16 protein-coding genes are annotated in these 19,345 nt (G+C 68.1%); 15 read left to right on the top strand and 1 reads right to left on the bottom strand.

Features of this window, described 5'->3' with window-relative positions:
- Window positions 1–16: 16 nt before the first annotated feature.
- The 11 genes from EDF46_RS03295 to EDF46_RS03245 all read left to right on the top strand — a co-directional run bounded on the left by EDF46_RS03295 (window position 17) and on the right by EDF46_RS03245 (window position 9,899).
- Complete coding sequence (locus tag EDF46_RS03295) at window positions 17–1,453, top strand: MraY family glycosyltransferase (protein WP_123504829.1); 1,437 nt, start codon at window positions 17–19, stop codon at window positions 1,451–1,453.
- Complete coding sequence (locus EDF46_RS03290; RefSeq protein WP_123504828.1) at window positions 1,450–1,920, top strand: hypothetical protein; 471 nt, start codon at window positions 1,450–1,452, stop codon at window positions 1,918–1,920. Before EDF46_RS03295 ends, EDF46_RS03290 begins: the two co-directional genes overlap by 4 nt.
- Before the next feature lie 238 nt (window positions 1,921–2,158).
- Complete coding sequence (atpB, locus tag EDF46_RS03285; protein ID WP_370454044.1) at window positions 2,159–2,956, top strand: F0F1 ATP synthase subunit A; 798 nt, start codon at window positions 2,159–2,161, stop codon at window positions 2,954–2,956.
- Between the two features lie 48 nt (window positions 2,957–3,004).
- The gene (gene atpE, locus EDF46_RS03280; protein ID WP_123504826.1) at window positions 3,005–3,238 is read left to right on the top strand and encodes an ATP synthase F0 subunit C; all 234 of its coding nucleotides are present in this window, start codon (window positions 3,005–3,007) and stop codon (window positions 3,236–3,238) included.
- A 13-nt stretch (window positions 3,239–3,251) separates the two neighbouring features.
- Entirely contained in the window at window positions 3,252–3,809 is a 558-nt protein-coding gene (locus EDF46_RS03275) for a F0F1 ATP synthase subunit B (RefSeq protein ID WP_123504825.1), read from the top strand.
- Between the two features lie 2 nt (window positions 3,810–3,811).
- Window positions 3,812–4,606: a F0F1 ATP synthase subunit delta gene (locus EDF46_RS03270; RefSeq protein WP_123504824.1), complete on the top strand. Its 795-nt coding sequence runs from the start codon at window positions 3,812–3,814 to the stop codon at window positions 4,604–4,606.
- A 104-nt stretch (window positions 4,607–4,710) separates the two neighbouring features.
- Window positions 4,711–6,345 (top strand): F0F1 ATP synthase subunit alpha, encoded by a 1,635-nt coding sequence (atpA, locus tag EDF46_RS03265; protein WP_123504823.1) that lies wholly within the window; start codon window positions 4,711–4,713, stop codon window positions 6,343–6,345.
- Between the two features lie 42 nt (window positions 6,346–6,387).
- Window positions 6,388–7,293, top strand: a complete 906-nt coding sequence (locus EDF46_RS03260; RefSeq protein ID WP_123504822.1) for a F0F1 ATP synthase subunit gamma — start codon at window positions 6,388–6,390, stop codon at window positions 7,291–7,293.
- 27 nt (window positions 7,294–7,320) lie between these two features.
- Window positions 7,321–8,781, top strand: coding sequence for a F0F1 ATP synthase subunit beta (gene atpD / locus EDF46_RS03255; RefSeq protein WP_123504821.1), 1,461 nt, complete (start codon window positions 7,321–7,323; stop codon window positions 8,779–8,781).
- A 2-nt stretch (window positions 8,782–8,783) separates the two neighbouring features.
- A complete protein-coding gene (locus EDF46_RS03250) occupies window positions 8,784–9,044 on the top strand; it encodes a F0F1 ATP synthase subunit epsilon (protein ID WP_123504820.1) in 261 nt (86 codons plus the stop codon).
- A 90-nt stretch (window positions 9,045–9,134) separates the two neighbouring features.
- The gene (locus EDF46_RS03245) at window positions 9,135–9,899 is read left to right on the top strand and encodes a YaaA family protein (RefSeq protein WP_370454043.1); all 765 of its coding nucleotides are present in this window, start codon (window positions 9,135–9,137) and stop codon (window positions 9,897–9,899) included.
- Between the two features lie 62 nt (window positions 9,900–9,961).
- On the opposite strand, the gene EDF46_RS03240 is transcribed toward EDF46_RS03245, so the two are convergent.
- Window positions 9,962–10,492, bottom strand: coding sequence for a methylated-DNA--[protein]-cysteine S-methyltransferase (locus tag EDF46_RS03240; RefSeq protein WP_123504819.1), 531 nt, complete (start codon window positions 10,490–10,492; stop codon window positions 9,962–9,964).
- Window positions 10,493–10,659: 167 nt separating this feature from the next.
- On the opposite strand from EDF46_RS03240, the gene EDF46_RS03235 reads away from it, so the two are divergent.
- From EDF46_RS03235 to EDF46_RS18875, 4 genes are all read left to right on the top strand, one after another.
- The gene (locus EDF46_RS03235) at window positions 10,660–11,052 is read left to right on the top strand and encodes an FHA domain-containing protein (protein ID WP_233579782.1); all 393 of its coding nucleotides are present in this window, start codon (window positions 10,660–10,662) and stop codon (window positions 11,050–11,052) included.
- Window positions 11,049–11,879: a PP2C family serine/threonine-protein phosphatase gene (locus EDF46_RS03230; protein WP_123504817.1), complete on the top strand. Its 831-nt coding sequence runs from the start codon at window positions 11,049–11,051 to the stop codon at window positions 11,877–11,879. Before EDF46_RS03235 ends, EDF46_RS03230 begins: the two co-directional genes overlap by 4 nt.
- 187 nt (window positions 11,880–12,066) lie before the next feature.
- Window positions 12,067–13,503 carry a serine/threonine-protein kinase gene (locus tag EDF46_RS03225; RefSeq protein ID WP_123504816.1) on the top strand — a complete coding sequence of 479 codons (1,437 nt, stop codon included), beginning with the start codon at window positions 12,067–12,069 and terminating at the stop codon, window positions 13,501–13,503.
- Window positions 13,500–19,343: an Ig-like domain-containing protein gene (locus tag EDF46_RS18875; RefSeq protein ID WP_123504815.1), complete on the top strand. Its 5,844-nt coding sequence runs from the start codon at window positions 13,500–13,502 to the stop codon at window positions 19,341–19,343. Before EDF46_RS03225 ends, EDF46_RS18875 begins: the two co-directional genes overlap by 4 nt.
- The last annotated feature ends 2 nt before the right edge of the window (window positions 19,344–19,345 follow it).

Below are 19,345 nucleotides of genomic sequence, written 5' to 3'. Positions count from 1 at the left end.
TCGTGAGGGCCGCGAGGTGAGGTACTACCTCCTCGCGGCGGCGATCTCGGCGATCGTCAGCTTCGCCCTCTCGGTCCTGGCCTGGCGGCTCGGCACGAAGTACCGCATCGCCCCGAAGATCCGCGAGCGCGACGTCCACGTCAACCCGACGCCGCGGCTCGGCGGAATCGCCATGTTCGGCGGCATCGTCGTCGCCCTGCTGTCGGCGTGGTTCGTCTTTCCGCTGATATCGAAGGCCGACTACTTCCGCCTGGTCTTCGCCGAGCCCGGCCACATCCTGGCGATCCTCGCCGCCGCGCTGATCATCGTCGCGGTGGGCGTGATCGACGACCTCTACGACCTCGACTGGATGACCAAGCTCGCCGCGCAGATCATCGCGGCCGGCGTGCTGGCCTGGCAGGGCGTGCAGCTGCTGTCGCTGCCGATCGGCGGCCTCACCATCGGGTCGAGCTACATGTCGCTGATCCTGACGGTGCTCGTCGTGGTGCTCGTGATGAACGCGGTCAACTTCATCGACGGCCTCGACGGCCTTGTCGCCGGCGTGACGATAATCGCGAACGGCGTGTTCTTCATCTACAGCTTCATCCTGACGAACGCGAACCAGGGCGTCGAGTACTTCAACCTCGCCGCCCTGCTCACCGCCGTGCTGATCGGCGCGGCGGTCGGCTTCCTGCCCCTCAACTGGCACCCGGCGCGCATGTTCATGGGCGACGCGGGCGCGCTGCTGACCGGCCTCCTCATGGCGACCAGCGCGGTCTCGGTCACCGGCAACCTCAACCCGGGCTCGGTCGACAAGACGACGCTGCTGCCGGTCTTCATCCCGATCCTGCTGCCCTTCGCAGTCCTGATCGTGCCGTTGCTCGACTTCGGCCTCGCAGTGCTGCGCCGCGTCAGTGCCGGCAAGTCGCCCTTCAGCGCCGACCGCAAGCACCTCCACCACCGGCTGCTCGACATGGGCCACTCTCACTTCCACGCCGTCCTGATCTTCTACGGCTGGACCGCCCTGGTCTCGGTCGGCTGTCTCCTGTTCTTCTTCCTGCCCGTGCACTGGGTGGTGATGTTCCTCGCCGCCGGCCTGGTCGTCTGCGCGGCCATCACCCTCGCGCCGCTGAGCCGCCGCAAGCGCGTCGAGATCGCCGTGCAGAGCGCACGGCCGACCGCGGCCGCCGAGACCGGGGCCGACCGGTTCGACGCGCTCGACCAGGCCGGTGCCGCTCGTGCCAAGAGCGTTCCTGGCGCAGGAACTCCGAAGCCCACGGCCGACGACGAGCGCGTCGCGGTCACGGCCCTCCGCGGCACCACGGGCCCTGCCCCGCAGCTCCCGTCGGCGGCCGAGTCCGCGACCGCGCGGCCCGAGCCCGGCCGTCCGGCTCCCTCGTCACGTCCCGAACCCGGCCGCCCCGGCACCACCGGCTCGACCACCGCACGCTCCGAATCAGGAAGATCCGCATGAACCCCGCCGGCAATCGCCTCTACGTCACCATCGTCCGGTACGGAGCCCTGCTCGCCCTCGTCATCGCCGTCGTCGGCTCGGTCATCGGCGGCATCGCCGCGGGCAGTCACGGCGTGGCCGGCGCCCTCATCGGCACGGCCCTCGCGCTCGTCTTCACGGGCCTGACGGCGGTGAGCATCCTGCTCGGTCTCAGGGCATCGGGCGGCAGCCTCATCAGCGGCGCCTTCTTCGGCATCGTGCTCGGCGGCTGGCTGCTCAAGTTCATCATCTTCCTGGTGCTGGTGGTCCTGCTCAAAGACCAGACGTGGGTCAACACGGTCGTCCTGTTCGTCTGCATCGTCGCCGGGGTGCTCGGGTCGCTCGTGGTCGACGTCGTCGTCGTGATGCGCTCGCGCGTGCCCTACGTCGACTCGTCCGTGCTCGACTCGGCTGCATCGGGTGCAGACGGCGCAATATCAGACCAATAGGCCCGCCACCGGCCCGATTGGTTCGTCTCCGGGCCAATCTGTTGATAGGCTGAACTCGTTCGTGTCCCCGGCCTGTTCACTGCCGAAGGGTCGCTTCCCCACAGATCATCGCCGCATCTCGCGGAGGTGAAACCAGGCTAGAAAAACCGCACGTGTTGCAGTTGGTCTTCCCGGCTTCATCACTGAGAGCTGCGTCCCGAATCAGGAGATAGCGCTGTTAGCTAACGCCATCACCCTGGTGCATCCTCTCGCCGCAGCGAGCGACAGCACCGGCGGTTTCCAGGGCCCATCGATCGACGAGTTCTTCCCGTCGGTCCTCCTCTTCGACGGCACCCCCTTCGAGATCAACCGAATCATGCTGGCGCGCTTCTTCGCCGTCATCGTGCTCTTCCTGGTCTTCTGGCTCGGTACCCGCAAGATGAAGCTCGTCCCCGGTCGCTTCCAGAGCATCGTCGAGATGGGCCTGGACCTCGTCCGCGTCAACATCGCCGAAGACCTGCTCGGCAAGAAAGACGGCAAGCGCTTCCTGCCGATCCTGACGACCGTCTTCTTCATGGTCCTCTTCATGAACCTGACCGGCATCATCCCGGGCTTCAACATCGCCGGCACCTCGCTGATCGGCATCCCGTTGATCCTGGCCGCCGTCGCCTACGTCGTGTTCATCTACGCCGGCATCCGGAAGCACCCGGGCGCGTTCTTCAAGAACGCCCTCGTGCCTCCGGGCGTGCCATGGCCGCTGTACATCATCGTGACGCCGATCGAGCTCGTCTCGACGTTCGTGCTCCGACCGGTCACGCTGACCCTGCGACTCCTCATGAACATGATCGTCGGGCACCTCCTGCTGGTGCTGTTCTTCACGGCGACCTCGTTCTTCCTCTTCGAGTCGGGCAACCTCTTCGCCCTGTTCGGAATCGGCACGATCGCCTTCGGCTTCGTGTTCACCCTGTTCGAGATTCTGGTGGCTGTCCTCCAGGCTTACGTCTTCTCGCTGCTCACTGCTGTTTACGCTCAGCTCGCGCTGAACGACGAACACTAACAACGGTCCGGGCGCCTGCCCGAACCGCCATCACGGAAGGAAACACACGTGGACGCATCAACCGTTCTCGCTGCAATCGACGGAAACATCGCGACGGTCGGTTACGGCCTCGCGGCAATCGGCCCGGCCATCGGCGTGGGCATCGTGGTCGGCAAGACCATCGAGTCCGTCGCCCGCCAGCCCGAGCTCCAGGGCCGCCTCACGGTCCTCATGTACATCGGTATCGCCTTCACCGAGGCCCTGGCCTTCATCGGCATCGCCACGTACTTCATCTTCGTCTAAGAGAGGCTGACGAATGCTCAGCACTACTTCCACCGTGGTTGCGGCGGGTGAGTCACACAACCCGTTGCTGCCCGCGACGCCGGACCTCGTTTGGGGTGCTGTGTGCTTCGTCGCGATCCTGCTCATCTTCTGGCGCCTGGTCCTCCCGCGCATGAAGACGATGCTCGACGAGCGCGCCGAGGTCATCGAGGGCGGCATCAAGAAGGCCGAGAACGCTCAGGCCGAAGCGGCTGCCGCGCTCGAGGAGTACAACAAGCAGCTGGCCGACGCTCGTGCCGAGGCAGCCAAGATTCGCGAGCAGGCTCGTACGGATGCGACTCGCATCGCCAACGACGTCAAGGCGCAGGCTCAGGCCGACGCCGACCGCATCACGGCGAACGCGACCGCCCAGATCGAGGCGGAGCGCCAGAGCGCCCTCGTCTCGCTCCGCGGCGAGGTCGGCTCGCTGGCGATCGATCTCGCGTCGGGCGTCATCGGCGAGAGCCTCACCGACGACAGGAAGGCATCGGCCATCGTCGACCGCTTCCTGTCCGAGCTCGAGGCCGACGAAGCGTCGAAGGCAGGCAAGTAACCATGGGATCCATGACCAGAGAAGCACTCGCGTCCGCGCGGGGCGTGCTCGCCGATCTCGGCGACGCGGCTGACCTGGCCACGGGAGAACAGCTCCTCAACGCGGGTCGAGTCATCGGATCGTCGTCGAAGCTGCTGGCCTACCTGGCCGACCCTGCCGAAGACGTCACCGGCAAGAAGGCGTTCATCGACCGCGTCTTCGCCTCATTCACCGAGTCCGCTCGTGCCCTGCTGACCTCCGTGGTCGGCAGCCGCTGGTCGTCTCACAGCGACCTCCTCGCGGGTGTGGAAGAGATCGGCATCCGCACGATCGCGAAGTCGGCTCCGGCCGATCTGTCGATCGAGGGCGAGCTGTTCTCGTTCGGCGAGGTCGTCTCCTCCGACGCCTCGCTCGAGCTGGCGGTCGGCACGAAGCTCAGCGACGGGCCAGCGAAAGCCGGCCTCGTCGAGAAGCTCCTCGCCGGCAAGGCGTCGCAGCAGACGATCTCCATCGTCTCGCAGCTCGTGCAGCAGCCCCGTGGCCGCCGAATCGGCGAGCTCCTGCGGAATGCCGCCGCCATCGTCGCCGACCAGTCCGACGAGCTCGTCGCAGTGGTCACGACCGCCGCGCCGATCGCCGCCGAGCAGGTGACGCGTCTCGAGCGCGGCCTCGCGAAGCAGTTCGGTCGTAGCCTGCGAGTGAACCTGGTGATCGATCCGTCGATCCTGGGCGGGCTCCGGGTCCAGGTGGGCGACGAGGTCATCGACGGCACGGTGTCGACGAGACTCACCGATCTGCGCCTTCAGCTCGCCGGCTGATCGCACCCACACGCACCAAGGCTCGCTGACGCGGGCTCACCCGACCACGCGGGGCATACGCCTCGCACGGTTATCGTCACAGACACAACGACAAAGGAATCCCAATGGCAGACATCAAGATCAGCCCTGATGAGATTCGCGACGCCCTCAAAGACTTCGTCTCGGCGTACGAGCCCTCGCAGACGTCCACGACCGAGGTCGGTCACGTCATCGATGCCGCTGACGGCATCGCGCACGTCGAGGGTCTCCCCGGCGTCATGGCCAACGAGCTCATCCGCTTCGCCGACGGCACCCTGGGCCTCGCCCAGAACCTCGACGAAGACGAGATCGGTGTCATCGTCCTGGGTGAGTTCAGCGGCATCGACGAGGGCCTCGAGGTCACCCGCACCGGCGAGGTCCTCTCCGTCCCCGTCGGCGAGGGCTACCTCGGCCGCGTCGTCGACCCTCTCGGCAACGCGATCGACGGCCTCGGCGACATCGAGACCTCCGGCCGCCGCGCTCTCGAGCTCCAGGCTCCCGGCGTCATGCAGCGCAAGTCGGTGCACGAGCCCATGCAGACGGGCATCAAGGCGATCGACGCCATGATCCCGATCGGCCGCGGCCAGCGTCAGCTCATCATCGGCGACCGCCAGACCGGCAAGACGGCCATCGCGATCGACACGATCATCAACCAGAAGGCCAACTGGGACTCGGGCGACATCAACAAGCAGGTCCGCTGCATCTACGTCGCCATCGGCCAGAAGGGCTCGACCATCGCCTCGGTGAAGGGCGCGCTCGAGGACGCCGGAGCGATGGAGTACACCACCATCGTCGCGTCGCCCGCGTCCGACCCCGCCGGCTTCAAGTACCTCGCCCCGTACACCGGCTCGGCCATCGGCCAGCAGTGGATGTACGAGGGCAAGCACGTCCTCATCGTGTTCGACGACCTGTCGAAGCAGGCCGAGGCCTACCGTGCCGTCTCGCTGCTGCTCCGTCGTCCGCCGGGACGCGAGGCCTACCCCGGCGACGTGTTCTACCTGCACTCGCGTCTCCTCGAGCGCTGCGCGAAGCTGTCCGACGAGCTCGGCGCCGGCTCGATGACGGGTCTGCCCATCATCGAGACCAAGGCGAACGACGTCTCGGCGTACATCCCGACCAACGTGATCTCGATCACCGACGGCCAGATCTTCCTCCAGTCCGACCTCTTCAACGCCAACCAGCGTCCTGCGGTCGACGTCGGGATCTCGGTCTCGCGAGTGGGCGGCGACGCTCAGGTGAAGTCGATCAAGAAGGTCTCGGGCACGCTGAAGCTCGAGCTCGCCCAGTACCGCTCGCTCGAGGCCTTCGCGATGTTCGCGTCCGACCTCGACCAGGCCAGCCGCCGTCAGCTCGCCCGTGGCGCCCGCCTGACCGAGCTGCTCAAGCAGCCGCAGTACTCGCCGTTCCCGGTCGAGAAGCAGGTCGTCTCGATCTGGGCCGGCACCAACGGCAAGCTCGACGAGGTCCCCGTGGCCGACATCCTGCGCTTCGAGGCCGAGCTGCACGACTATCTCTCGCGCACCGGTGACGTCCTCACGACGCTCGCCGAGACCAACGTGCTCTCGGACGACCTCGTGGCTCAGCTCGACTCGTCGATCGAGGAGTTCAAGAAGGAGTTCCAGACGGGCGAGGGCAAGCCGCTGGCTTCCGTCGGCCGCGAGGAGTTCACCGCCACGGACGCCGAAGACGTCAACCAGGAGAAGATCGTCAAGTCGCGATAGCGACTGCCGACCTTCGCCCGCACCGATACCAACAGGAGACACATGGGAGCGCAACTTCGGGTCTACCGACAGCGCATTCGCTCTGCCCAGACGACCAAGAAGGTCACCCGGGCCATGGAGCTCATCTCGGCTTCTCGGATCCAGAAGGCCCAGGCGCGCATGGCCGCGTCCGGTCCGTACTCGCGCGCTGTGACGCGGGCCGTCTCGGCCGTGGCGACGTTCTCGAACGTCGACCACGTGCTGACGACGGAGCCCGAGTCGATCGATCGCGCGGCGATCGTCCTCTTCACGTCCGACCGGGGCCTCAACGGCGCCTTCTCGTCGAACGTGCTGAAGGCGGGCGAAGAGCTGGCGACGCTTCTGCGCAGCCAGGGCAAGGAGGTGGTCTACTACCTCGTCGGTCGCAAGGCCGCCGCCTACTTCACCTTTCGTCAACGGGGTTCCGAGCAGAGCTGGACGGGCAACACCGACCAGCCCGAGTTCGCCACGGCGAAAGAGATCGGCGATGCGGTCGTATCGAAGTTCCTGACCGATTCGGCCGAGGGCGGAGTCGACGAGATCCACGTCGTCTACAACCGCTTCATCAGCATGGTCACGCAGACCCCCGAGGTCGTGCGTCTCCTGCCGCTGGAGGTCGTCGAAGGCATCGAGCAGCCCGAGGAGAACGCGATCCTGCCTCTCTACGAGTTCGAGCCCGACCCTGAGAACGTCCTCGACGCGCTGCTCCCCGTCTACATCGAGAGCCGCCTGTTCAACGCCATGCTGCAGTCGGCCGCTTCCGAGCACGCCGCCCGTCAGAAGGCCATGAAGGCGGCGAGCGACAACGCCGACACCCTGATCCGCGACTACACGCGCCTTGCCAACAACGCGCGCCAGAGTGAGATCACCCAGCAGATTTCCGAGATCGTTGGCGGCGCAGACGCCCTCAGCTCGGCCAAGAAGCACTGAGCTCGCAGAGCTAGAGAAGAGAGAGAAATGACTGACATCGCCACCGCGCCAGTCGCGACCGAGAAGGCACCGGGCGTCGGCCGCATCGCGCGCGTCACCGGTCCCGTCGTCGACATCGAGTTCCCGCACGATGCGATCCCCGGCGTCTACAACGCGCTGAAGACGACCATCGTCATCGGCGACCAGACGATCGAGCTGGTCCTCGAGGTCGCTCAGCACCTCGGCGACGACCTCGTCCGTGCCATCGCCCTCAAGCCCACCGACGGCCTCGTCCGGGGCCAGGAGGTCACCGACACCGGTTCGCCCATCTCGGTGCCCGTCGGCGACATCACCAAGGGCAAGGTCTTCAACGTCACCGGCGACGTGCTCAACGGCGCGCCCGGCGAGACGATCGAGATCACCGAGCGCTGGCCCATCCACCGCAAGCCCCCGGCATTCGACCAGCTCGAGTCGAAGACCGAGCTCTTCGAGACCGGCATCAAGGTCATCGACCTGCTCACCCCGTATGTCCAGGGTGGCAAGATCGGTCTCTTCGGCGGTGCGGGCGTCGGCAAGACCGTCCTCATCCAGGAGATGATCCAGCGCGTCGCGCAGGACCACGGCGGCGTGTCGGTGTTCGCCGGTGTCGGCGAGCGCACTCGTGAGGGCAACGACCTCATCATGGAGATGGAAGAGGCCGGTGTCTTCGACAAGACGGCCCTCGTCTTCGGCCAGATGGACGAGCCGCCGGGAACGCGCCTCCGCGTGGCCCTGTCGGCGCTGACGATGGCGGAGTACTTCCGCGACGTGCAGAAGCAGGACGTCCTGCTCTTCATCGACAACATCTTCCGCTTCACGCAGGCCGGCTCCGAGGTCTCCACGCTGCTCGGCCGCATGCCGTCCGCCGTGGGATACCAGCCGAACCTCGCCGACGAGATGGGTGTGCTCCAGGAGCGCATCACCTCGACCCGCGGTCACTCGATCACGTCGCTCCAGGCGATCTACGTCCCTGCCGACGACTACACCGACCCCGCGCCGGCGACCACCTTCGCGCACCTCGACGCCACGACCGAGCTCTCTCGCGAGATCGCGTCGCAGGGTCTGTACCCGGCCGTCGACCCGCTGACGTCCACCAGCCGCATCCTCGACCCCCGCTACCTGGGCCAGGACCACTACAACACGGCCATCCGCGTCAAGGCGATCCTTCAGAAGAACAAGGAGCTCCAGGAGATCATCGCGATCCTCGGTGTCGACGAGCTCTCCGAAGAAGACAAGATCACCGTCTCGCGTGCTCGCCGTATTCAGCAGTTCCTCTCGCAGAACACCTACATGGCGAAGAAGTTCACCGGTGTCGAGGGCTCGACTGTTCCGCTGAAGGACACCATCGAGTCGTTCACCGCGATCGCCAATGGCGACTTCGACCACGTCGCCACGCAGGCGTTCTTCAACGTCGGCAGCATCTCCGACGTCGAAGAGAAGTGGGCTCAGATCCAGAAGGAGAACAGCTGATCGTGGCTGCTCTCACTGTGAACGTCGTGTCGGCCGACCAGCAGGTCTGGTCGGGCGAGGCGGCGCAGGTCACGGCTCGCACCGTCGAGGGCGAGATCGGAATCCTGCCGGGGCATGAGCCCCTGCTGGCGGTTCTCGCCTCCGGGCAGGTCCGCGTTCGTCAGGCTGGCGGTGCCGTCGTCGAGGCCACGGCCGAAGACGGGTTCCTGTCGGTCGAGAACGACACGGTCACCATCGTCGCCCGTAACGCGGCACTGGTCTGATCTCTCCGGCCCGGGTGGAAGGCGCTTCGAGCGCCGTCCACCCGGGCCTCTTCCGTTAACGCCCTCCTCCTCAATGAGCTCAATCAGTCGATGACATCCCTGCTCTTCGTCATGCCTCCGTCCGAGACCAAGCGGTCGGGTGGTGAGCCCGAGTCGACGCTCGATTTCGACGCGCTGTCGTTCCCGACGCTGGGGCGAGTCCGGCGCAGTGTCGCGGCGACGGTGGTGCGCCTCAGCCGAGACGCCGACGAGGCGGCCCGGCTGCTCAAGATCAGCCCGGCGCTGGCCGTCACCGAGGTCGCCCGCAACCGCACGCTGAAGATCTCGCCCACGATGCCGGCTCTCGAGCGCTACACCGGCGTGGCCTTCGATCCGATCGACGCGCCGTCGCTCGCGGTCGAGGCTCGCGACTGGGCGAGGGAGCACGTCGCCGTGCACTCGGCCCTCTTCGGCCTCGTCCGCGCCGCGGATCCGATCCCGGCCTACCGGCTCTCGCATGACACGAGGCTGCCCGAGAAGTCGCTCAAGTCGCTCTGGGCGGGTCCGGTCGCCCGGGCGCTGGCCTCCAGCGGCCAGACCGTCATCGATCTGCGCAGCGAGGGGTACTCCGAGCTGGGGCCGGCGCCTCTGGGGAGCGCCTACGTGCGCGTGGTGTCCGACGAGGGAGGCCGCCGACGCGCGCTCAACCACTTCAACAAGAAGACGAAGGGCACGCTGATCGCCCGCCTGCTGGCCGCGCGGCCCGACCTGGCGACCGTGGAGGACTTCGTGGGATGGGCACGAGGCGAGGGGATGGTCGTCGAGCCCCACGGCGGGGAGCTCGTCGTCGTGGCGGAGAGCGTGCTCCGAAGCTGAGCTGTCGAGTTCCTGCAGTCGTGCCGGTCACGCCGGCGCCGAGGCGTCGACACTGCTCGCTCTCAGCTCCCTGCGAAGTCGATGCCCTCGTGCTCGAGAAGCCACTTCTTCGTCGCCACCCCGTCGCCGGGGCTATAGCCCGTGACTCTCCGCCCCGCACCGAGGACCCGGTGGCACGGCACCAGGATCGCGAGCCGATTGGCCCGGATCGCGCCGCCGACGGCACGGGCGCCGGTCGGCCGCCCCGACAGCTCCGCGAGGTCGCCGTAGGTCGTCGTCGTGCCGAACGGGACCTCGTCGAGGAGCTCCCACACGGTCTCCTGGAAGGGCGTGCCCCAGTACTCCAGGGGAAGGTCGAAGCGGTCACGGCGATTGGCGAAGTAGTCGTCGAACTGCCGCCGGGCCTCATCGTGGAGAGGGGTGGGCGTGCAGTCGAGCGCGGTGTCGCCGAGCGCCGTCTCAGTGGCCGCCACGATGAGCGCGGCCGTCTGGATGTCGACCCGGGTGATGCGATCGGCCGCGACATGGATGGCCAGTCGGCCGACGGGGGAGTCGTGGTGGACGAGGGACGAGGTGAGGAATGTCGTGGTCATGGCGTCGACCGTAGGAGCGCGGTGACCGGCCGAACGAGGATGCCCCTCGCCTGTGGAGAACCCGGGGTCTGTGGAGGAGGCATCTGCGCAGGACCACGGGGTGACCTGTTGGTAGCGTGTTCCCACCGGGCGACAGGGCACGGCCGGAGATCGAGCGAGGAGGCGGCGTGACCACGACCGATCCGTCGAACCGCTACCACCGGATCCTGGTCGGCTCGTCGACCGAGACGCTGGACGCCGCGCTCATCATCGGACGCCGCCCCTCCTCCCACCGCATCGAGCGACGGGGCGATCCTCGCCTGGTCACGGTCCGGTCCCCGCGCAACGAGGTGTCGGCGACGCACGTCGAGATCCGTCAGGAGGGCACGGCCGTCGTCGTGACCGACCTGAAGTCGACGAATGGCACGAGGGTCACGATTCCGGGCCGGCTTCCCGTGGCACTCCGGCAAGGCGAGTCGATCGTCGTGCTCGTGGGCACCATAGTGGACATCGGCGACGGGAACCGACTCGAGGTCCTGCCCACTACACGCTCCATTCCCCAGGAAGAATCCATCCCGTGACAGAGATTGGTCGTCCGACGACCGCACACACCGTCCGACTCGGCGACGAGGGCTCCGTCCTCCTCGACTGGGCCGGCGTCACCGATGTCGGCAAGCGCCGCGCCCACAACGAGGACAGCTTCATCGCGAAGTCGCCGCTGTTCGTGGTCGCGGACGGCATGGGCGGCCACAGCGCCGGCGACGTGGCGAGCGATGCCGTCGTGACGCGCCTCGACGCCGCGGCATCCGGCGACTTCTTCGACACCGACTCGCTCGAGAAGGCTCTGCGACTGGCGACGGACGACATCGAGGTGGCGGCCGTCGGCACCGAGCTCGGCGTCGGCACGACGGTGACCGGGGCGATCCTGACGAAAGACGGTGACGCCCCGTACTTCACGATCTTCAACGTCGGCGACTCGCGTGTCTACATGCTGGACTCCGACGTGCTGCGCCAGGTCACCGTCGACCACTCGGTCGTCCAGGAGATGGTCCAGGCGGGCATGCTCCACCCCGACGACGCCGAGAGCCACCCCGACAGCAACGTCATCACCAAGGCCATCGGCTTCGGCGCCGAGCCCAGCCCGGACTACTGGCGGGTTCCGGCACGACCGGGCCTCCGACTGCTCATCTGCTCAGACGGCCTCACGAAGGAGCTCAATCCCCGCGCGATCGCGACGCTCCTCGGTGCGAACGCGTCCTCCGAGGCGGCGGCGCAGGCGCTCGTGACAGCAGCCGTGGCCGCGGGCGGCCGCGATAACGTCACCGCTGTGGTCGTCGACGTGCGCGGCGCGCGGCGCGCTCACGAGGCCGACGCGACTCTTCCGACCGACCAGGTCCCGCGCCTCTAGGCTGCTGGACCGTCGCCCCACGACGGCGGAGGTCGATTTTCCCCACCCCCGAAGTGGGGCCGAGACTATCCACAGATGCGCCGTGCCCCGCCTCGTCGGCGCGAGGGGGCCATTTACAATTGCGAAGATCGGCAAATCGACGGGGCGCTCCGAAAGCGTTTCCCATGCAAGCTTCTAAGGGGGCGAAATGGCCAGGCGCCTTCCTTCGCAGCCCCCTGTGCTGCCGGGCTTCTCGCACCTCCACGTGCTCGGCTCGGGCGGCTTCGCCGACGTCTTCCTGTACGAGCAGAACATGCCCCGACGCCAGGTGGCCGTCAAGGTCATGCTCAGCGAGGTCGTGAACGACCAGGTGCGGCAGATGTTCCAGGCCGAGGCCAACCTGATGGCGCAGCTCAGCGCCCACCCGTCGATCCTCACCGTCTACCAGGCGAGCGTGTCGGCCGACGGCCGCCCCTACCTCGTCATGGAGCTGTGCTCCGCCTCGCTGAGCGAGCGCTACCGCCGCGAGCGGATCCCGGTCGCCGACGTCCTCCGCATCGCCGTCAAGATCGGCAGCGCCATCGAGACGGCGCACCGCCAGGGCGTCCTGCACCGCGACATCAAGCCGTCGAACATCCTCATGACGGCGTACGGGCACCCCGTGCTGTCCGACTTCGGCATCGCGTCGTCGCTGGGCGAGAGCGAGCCGAACGAGGTCGTGGGTCTGTCGATCCCGTGGTCGGCCCCGGAGGTGCTCCGCGATGACACCTCCGGCACCATCGCCTCCGAGGTCTGGTCGCTCGGCGCGACCGTCTACTCCCTGCTCGCCGGCCGCAGCCCGTTCGAGGTGCTCGGCGGCTCGAACTCGTCGAGCGACCTCATGGCCCGCATCGAGAAGGGCAAGCTGCAGCCGATCGGGCGCACCGACATCCCGGCGGGTCTCGAGGCGACGCTCACGCGCGCCATGTCGCACAAGCCCGAGAACCGGCACGAGAGCATCCTCGAGCTGATCCGCGAGTTCCAGCAGGTCGAGTCCGAGATCGGCGTCGCGCAGACGCCGATCGAGGTGGCTGTCGACGACTGGGCGCTGGCCACGGTCGCGGATCTCGAGGAGCGCACCCGCCTCCGCGGCTCCGACGGCTCCGCCGTCGGCGTCCCGAACCGCCGTCGCCGCCGTCGGTCGGCCGCGACGACCTCGACGAGCATCGTCGCGACGCTCGACCCCGCGGTCCGCAACTCGAACGCGATCCCTCGATCGACCGGGACGCGTCCGGCCAGAGCTCCGAAGAAGGTCCAGTACCTGGCGTGGGCGCTGATAGCGGCGTCGGTCGTCGTCATCGTGCTCGGCGGCATCGCAGTGCTGTTCCTGGTGCGGTCGACGTCGAGCGACATCCCGCGGGTGAGCGACATCTCCGCGACGACGACCGGCAGCTCCGTCGAGTTCCAGTGGGCCGACCCCGGCCTCCGCAGCGGAGACACCTACGTCGTCACGACCGGCACCGACAGCAGCACGCAGACGGCGACGACGTTCACGGCCACCGGCACGAGCGGTCAGCAGGTGTGCATCACGGTGACCGTCACGCGCGCCGGCAAGGCAGGGCCGGTGAGCGCCCAGAAGTGCGCCGCCCCGGGAGTGGGGCAGTGAAGAGGCTCGTGCAGTTCCTGCGCTCGCGTCGCTCGTTCACGGCGACCGCGGTCGCGACCATCGCCATCGCGGCGGTGGCCGCGACGATCGGGCTCACGAGTCCCGGGTACCAGGCTCAGCGACTCGACCTGAACGACGGCACCGTCTGGGTGGCGAATCAGTCGAAGTCGGCGATCGGCCGCGCGAACCCCGCCGTGCTCGAGCTGAACTCGGCCGTGCGCAGCAGCGGGACGGATGTCTCCGTCGTGCAGGACGCCTCGCACGTGCTGCTGGTCGACCGCAGCAACGCGACGGTCGGCGCGGTCGACCCCGCCACGGCGGAGGTGTCGCAGACCGTGCCGTTGCCACCCGACAAGCCGGCAGTGCTGCTGGCCGGTGGGACGGCGGTGATCGTCTCGGGCGAGACGGGCGAGTTCTGGTCGACGCCCGTGTCGGCGCTCGGGGCATTCGACGCCTCGGCGCAGGCCGATCTCAGCCTCGGGTCGTCGGTCGTCACCGGCATGACGCCCTCGGGCACGATGATCGCCTACTCGCCCGACAGCGCCGAGGTCTCGCGCATCGACAGCCTCAGCGAATTCGGGGTGTCGAGCCATGCCAAGCTCCGGCTGCCGAAGCGCGACGCCTACCAGGTAGCCACGATCGGGTCGCACTGGGCCGTGCTCGACACCGACACGAACAGGCTGGTCATCGACGGCGACCCGGTCGACCTGTCGCCGGAGGTCACCGGCACGGTGGCGCTGCAGGAGTCGTCCGACATCGGATCGGGGGTGACCGTGGCGTCGGAGGAGGGCCTCCTCGACGTCTCGTTCGGCGGCAGCGTGTCGAAGGTCGTCACCGGCCGCGCCGGCGATCCCGCTCGCCCGGTCGTCGCGGGCGGCTGCACGTACGCGGCCTGGGCCGACGGAACCGGCTGGAACGACTGCTCCTCGGCGGCGGGGTCCGACACCGTGCTCAGGTCGATGGCGGCGTCGGCGTCTCTGGCCTTCGCGGTCAACGGATCGAAGGTCGTGCTCAACGACGAGGCCAGCGGCGACTCGTGGGCGGTTCAGCGGGGCGGCCAGCTGATCGACAACTGGTCCGACCTCATCAACGACGAGACCGACACGACCGATCCGAATCAGAAGCCGAGCGACGACCCCGACAAGCTCGAGGTCCAGCAGAAGCCGCCGGTCGCCAAAGACGACCTGCTCGGCGCCCGGCCCTCACGGGCGACTCTCCTGCCGGTGCTGCTGAACGACTACGACCCGAACGGCGACCCGATCGTCATCACGGACGTGTCGACGCCGTCGCCGAGCTCGGCCAAGGTCGAGATCGTCGCGAACCGGCAGCAGATCCTCCTGACGCTCCCGGCGACCGCCGCCGGGTCGGTCACCTTCGACTACTCGATCTCGGACGGCCGCGGCGGCTCCGACTCCGCTCACGTCACCGTGGGGGTCCACCAGCTCGGCACGAACAGCCCTCCGCAGCAGGTGCGGGTCGAGAGCGCCGACGTCTCGTCGTCCGGACGCGTCACCCTGAACACGCTGGGATCGTGGGTCGATCCGGACGGCGATCCGTTCTACCTGACCGGAGCGTCGGGTGCCTCCGGGGGCACGGTCACGTTCAAGCCCACCGGCGAGGTCGTCTACCAGGACTCGGGCGAGGGCCCGTCCACGCAGGAGATCGTGCTGTCGATGTCCGACGGCACGGCGGTCGGCCGCGGCACTCTGTCGATCAAGGTCTCGGCGGGCGGCGACGTCCCCCTCACGGCGAGCTCGTTCTCGGTCGAGACCGACAAAGACAAGGTCACGACCATCAACCCGATGCCGTACGCGTCGGGCGGCACCGGTTCACTCAAGCTGAACAGCGTCCCGGCCAAGTCGGGCGCGACGATCACGCCGAGCTACTCGGCAGGCACGTTCACCTTCACGTCGTCCGTCGGCGGGCCGCACCTGCTCGAGTACACGGTGACGGACGGCGACAAGACCGCCACAGGCACCATCCGCGTCGACGTCGTCGATCCGCCCGAGCCGAACACCGCGCCGATCACGATCCCGAAGACGGTCTTCGTCCAGACTCTGAGCACGCAGACCGTCGATATCACGGCGAGCGACTTCGACCCGGCGGGCAACGTCCTCATGGTCACGAAGACCGCGACTCCGTCGATCGACTCCGGGGTGCAGGTGCAGACGCTCGAGCAGCGCGACCTCCGGATCACCCTGACCAGGGTGCTCGAGGCTCCCGTCACCTTCACGTACACGGTCTCGAACGGCCTGGCGTCGGCACCCGGCTCGGTGACCGTCGTGCAGATCCCGAAGCCCGACCGCCTCCAGCCCCCGATCGCGACGAACGACCAGGTCACGGCGCGAGTCGGAGCGGCGGTCGACATCGACGTGCTGGCGAACGACGAGCAACCCGACGGCGAGGACATCGCCCTCGAGCCGAAGCTGGTGAAGAACGTCACCTCCGGCGGCGGGCTGCTGTTCGTGTCGGGCACCAAGCTCCGCTACCTGGCGCCCAAGACGCCAGGCAACTTCACCGCCGAGTACGCAATCGAAGGACCCGACGGTCAGCGGGCGACCGCTCAGGTGAGCATCGCGGTCCGCGAGTCCGACGCGTCGACCAACACGGCCCCCGTGCCCGAGACCCTGACCGGCCGGGTCGTCGCGGGACAGAGCGTCCGGGTCCAGGTGCCGCTCGACGACATCGACCCCGACGGCGACAGCGTGCAGCTGCTCGGCGTCGACACGAACCCCGAGAAGGGCAATGTCGCGTCGGTCGGCTCCGACTACATCGACTACGACGCGGGCAGCTACTCGGCCGGCACCGACACCTTCACCTACACGGTCGTCGACGGGCTCGGTGCTCGCGCGACCGGCACGATCCGGATCGGCATCGCTCCCAAGGCGCAGGGGTCGAGCAACCCGATCGCCGTCGCCGACTCCGTCACGATGCGCCCCGGCGGCAGCATCCTGGTGAGGGTCCTCGCGAACGACTCCGACCCCGACGGCGGCTCCCTCCGCGTCACCGGCGTGAAGCCCAACGACGCCGACGTGACGGCGACGATCCTCGCCGGCGGCGTGGTCCGGGTCACGCCGCCTCGTGCGGCCAAGACCTACGGGCTCGTCTACACGGTCGCCAACGACTCCGGCGGAACCAGCTCGACCTTCATCTCGGTCAAGGTCGACCCGAACTCCGAGCTCAACTACCCCGAGGCTCAAGACAGCGTCCTGTCGCTCACCGACGTGCTCAACCGCAAGACCGTCGACGTGAACGTGCTCGCGAACGTCTTCTTCGCCGACGGCAACGTCTCGACCCTCGGCCTCGGCCTCGTGCCGGGCTACGGCGACACGGCCCAGGTGACGGCGAACCACCGGATCCGCGTCACGATCACCGACACCAGCCAGATCATCCCGTTCTGGGTGTCGCACCCCGACGACCCGTCCATCAAGGCCTACGCCTTCATCCGAGTGCCCGGCTTCGACGACGCTCTCCCGCAGATCAACGAGACCGCCCCCGCGCTGTCCGTGGTCAGCGAGAAGGCGCTCACGATCGACCTCAACCGCTACGTGATCTCGACCGGCAGCAACGGCGTCCGTCTCACCGACAGCTCGACGGTCCGCGCGACGCACGCCGACGGTGCCGACCTCGTTCAGAACGCGACGACCCTCGTCTTCACCTCCGAGAAGGGGTTCTTCGGCCAGGCGTCGATCTCGTTCCAGGTGACCGACGGCTCTTCCGCGGCCGATCCCGACGGCCACACCGCGACGCTGGTGCTCCCCATCACGGTCACGGCGCGGCAGAACCAGCCGCCGGTGCTCGAGGCGTCCGCTCTCGACCTCGAGCCGAACGAGTCGCGCACCCTCGATCTCACGCGCCTGACGACCTACAACTACCCGAACGACATCGGCGAGCTGAGGTATGCCGTCACGACTACGTCGGTGCCGGGGTTCAGCGTCCGGCTCTCGGGCACCCAGCTCACGGTCACGGCGAGCTCGTCGGCGACCAAGGGCACCACGGCTAGGATCGGCCTCACCGTGCGCGACACCACCTCGGCTCCGCAATCGGGCACCATCGGCCTGACCGTCGTGGGTTCGACGCGTCCGCTGGCGATAGCGGCGTCCGACGAGGCCGTCGCCAGGCGCGGCTCGACGACCGTTGTCGACGTGCTCGCCAACGACCAGGCCACGAACCCCTTCCCGGGCCAGCCCCTCCGCGTGATCGCGATCCGCGGCCTCGAGGGCGCGTCGCTCCCGGCCGGCGTCGCGGTCAAGCCGTCCGCCGACAACAGCAAGCTGACCGTGACGGTGGCGAAGTCGGCGAAGCCGGTCAACGCCCACCTCCAGTACGAGATCGCCGACGTCACGGGCGATCCCGACCGGGACGTCTTCGGCGACATCACGATCTCGGTCCAGGACGTCCCCGACGCCCCCGCCGCGCCGATCCGCTCGGGCACGTTCATCGGCGGCCAGCTGACTCTGACGTATCAGGCCCCGGTGTCCAACAACTCGGCGATCACCTCGTACCGCCTGACGGGCACGTCGTCGGCCGGGTCATACACGAAAGACTGCGGCACGTCGACCGTCTGCACCCTGACCGACCTCGACCCCGGGGCGCTCTACCGCTTCAGCGTGCAGGCCATCAACAGCATCGGGGCCTCCGCGTCGAGCCCCCAGAGCATCCAGTACAGCGCCGACTTCGTGCCGGCCGCCCCCACCGGCGTCTCGGTCTCTCCCTCCACCGTCACCCCAGGCGCCGTCGTGGTCTCGTGGAACACCGTGCCGAAGCCGGCCAAGGGCACGTCGGTCACGGGTTACACGGTCGAGATCGCAGGATCCGGAGCCCCCGGCTCGGTCGACGTCGCGGGCGGCAGCACGTCGACCACCATCACCGGGCTGTCGCCGGGTGCGCAGTACAGCGTGCAGGTGTACGCGAAGAACTCCGCGCAGGTGTCGAGCACCGCCGACTGGGCGCGGAGCGCCACGGCGACCGGCTCGCCGGCCGGCACCCCGTCGAGCGTGACCGGCATCACCGCGTCCAGCGACAAGTCAGGCGTCATCGCCCTTGCATGGGCGGGAGTCGGCTCGAACGGCGGCTCGGGTATTAGCTACACCGTCGGCCGAGCCGATGCGAACACGCCCGCCGGCACCCCGGCGTGCTCGACGTCCTCGAAGCCGGGTGCGATCGGGGGAGCGCAGTCGGCCACGACCTACCGCGACGCGACCGCCGTCGACGGCCGCTCGTACGTCTACTACGTCTACGCCGACAACGGCTACTTCTGCTCGTCGGCCCGCATCGACGGGGTGCAGAGCCTGACGGCGCCCGGGCAGGCGACGGCGACTCTCAGCCTGAGCAACAGCAGCAACGGCAACTTCGACGTGCACGTCGACTCCCTGGGCGTCGCCAGCGGGACGTCGCCCTACTACCAGCTCAAGCGAGGCGGCGTCTGGACCTCGGTCGCGGTGAACGACACGCTCACGAGCGCCGCCGACTCCTCGGTCTACGGAACGGCGCAGTCGTACACGTTCCGCGGCTGCCGAGACGCCACGACCTCGTTCTGCGGGCCCGCCTCCGATGCGGTGTCGATCACGCCGGTCAGCACCAACGTCTCCGGGCTCGACTACCAGAACCCGGACGGCACGCAAGGCACCTGGTCGTTCAACTTCAGCGTCGTGTCGAACCCGGACTACGAGCAGTTCGAGTACCAGTGCTCGGGCGGAACGTGGACGGCGGCGGTCGACGGGGTCAACTCGTGCCAGATCACGGGCGTCGATCTGCTGCTGCCGACCCTGGACATCCGTGTCACTGCCAACGGCGGCCAGACTTACGAGAAGACTTACCGGACGAGCGACACGCCGTGACC

Source organism: Frondihabitans sp. PhB188, assembly GCF_003752365.1.
Lineage (GTDB): Bacteria > Actinomycetota > Actinomycetes > Actinomycetales > Microbacteriaceae > Frondihabitans.
Note: the sequence above shows the minus strand (reverse complement) of the source record. Positions and strands in the feature narration are given on the sequence as shown.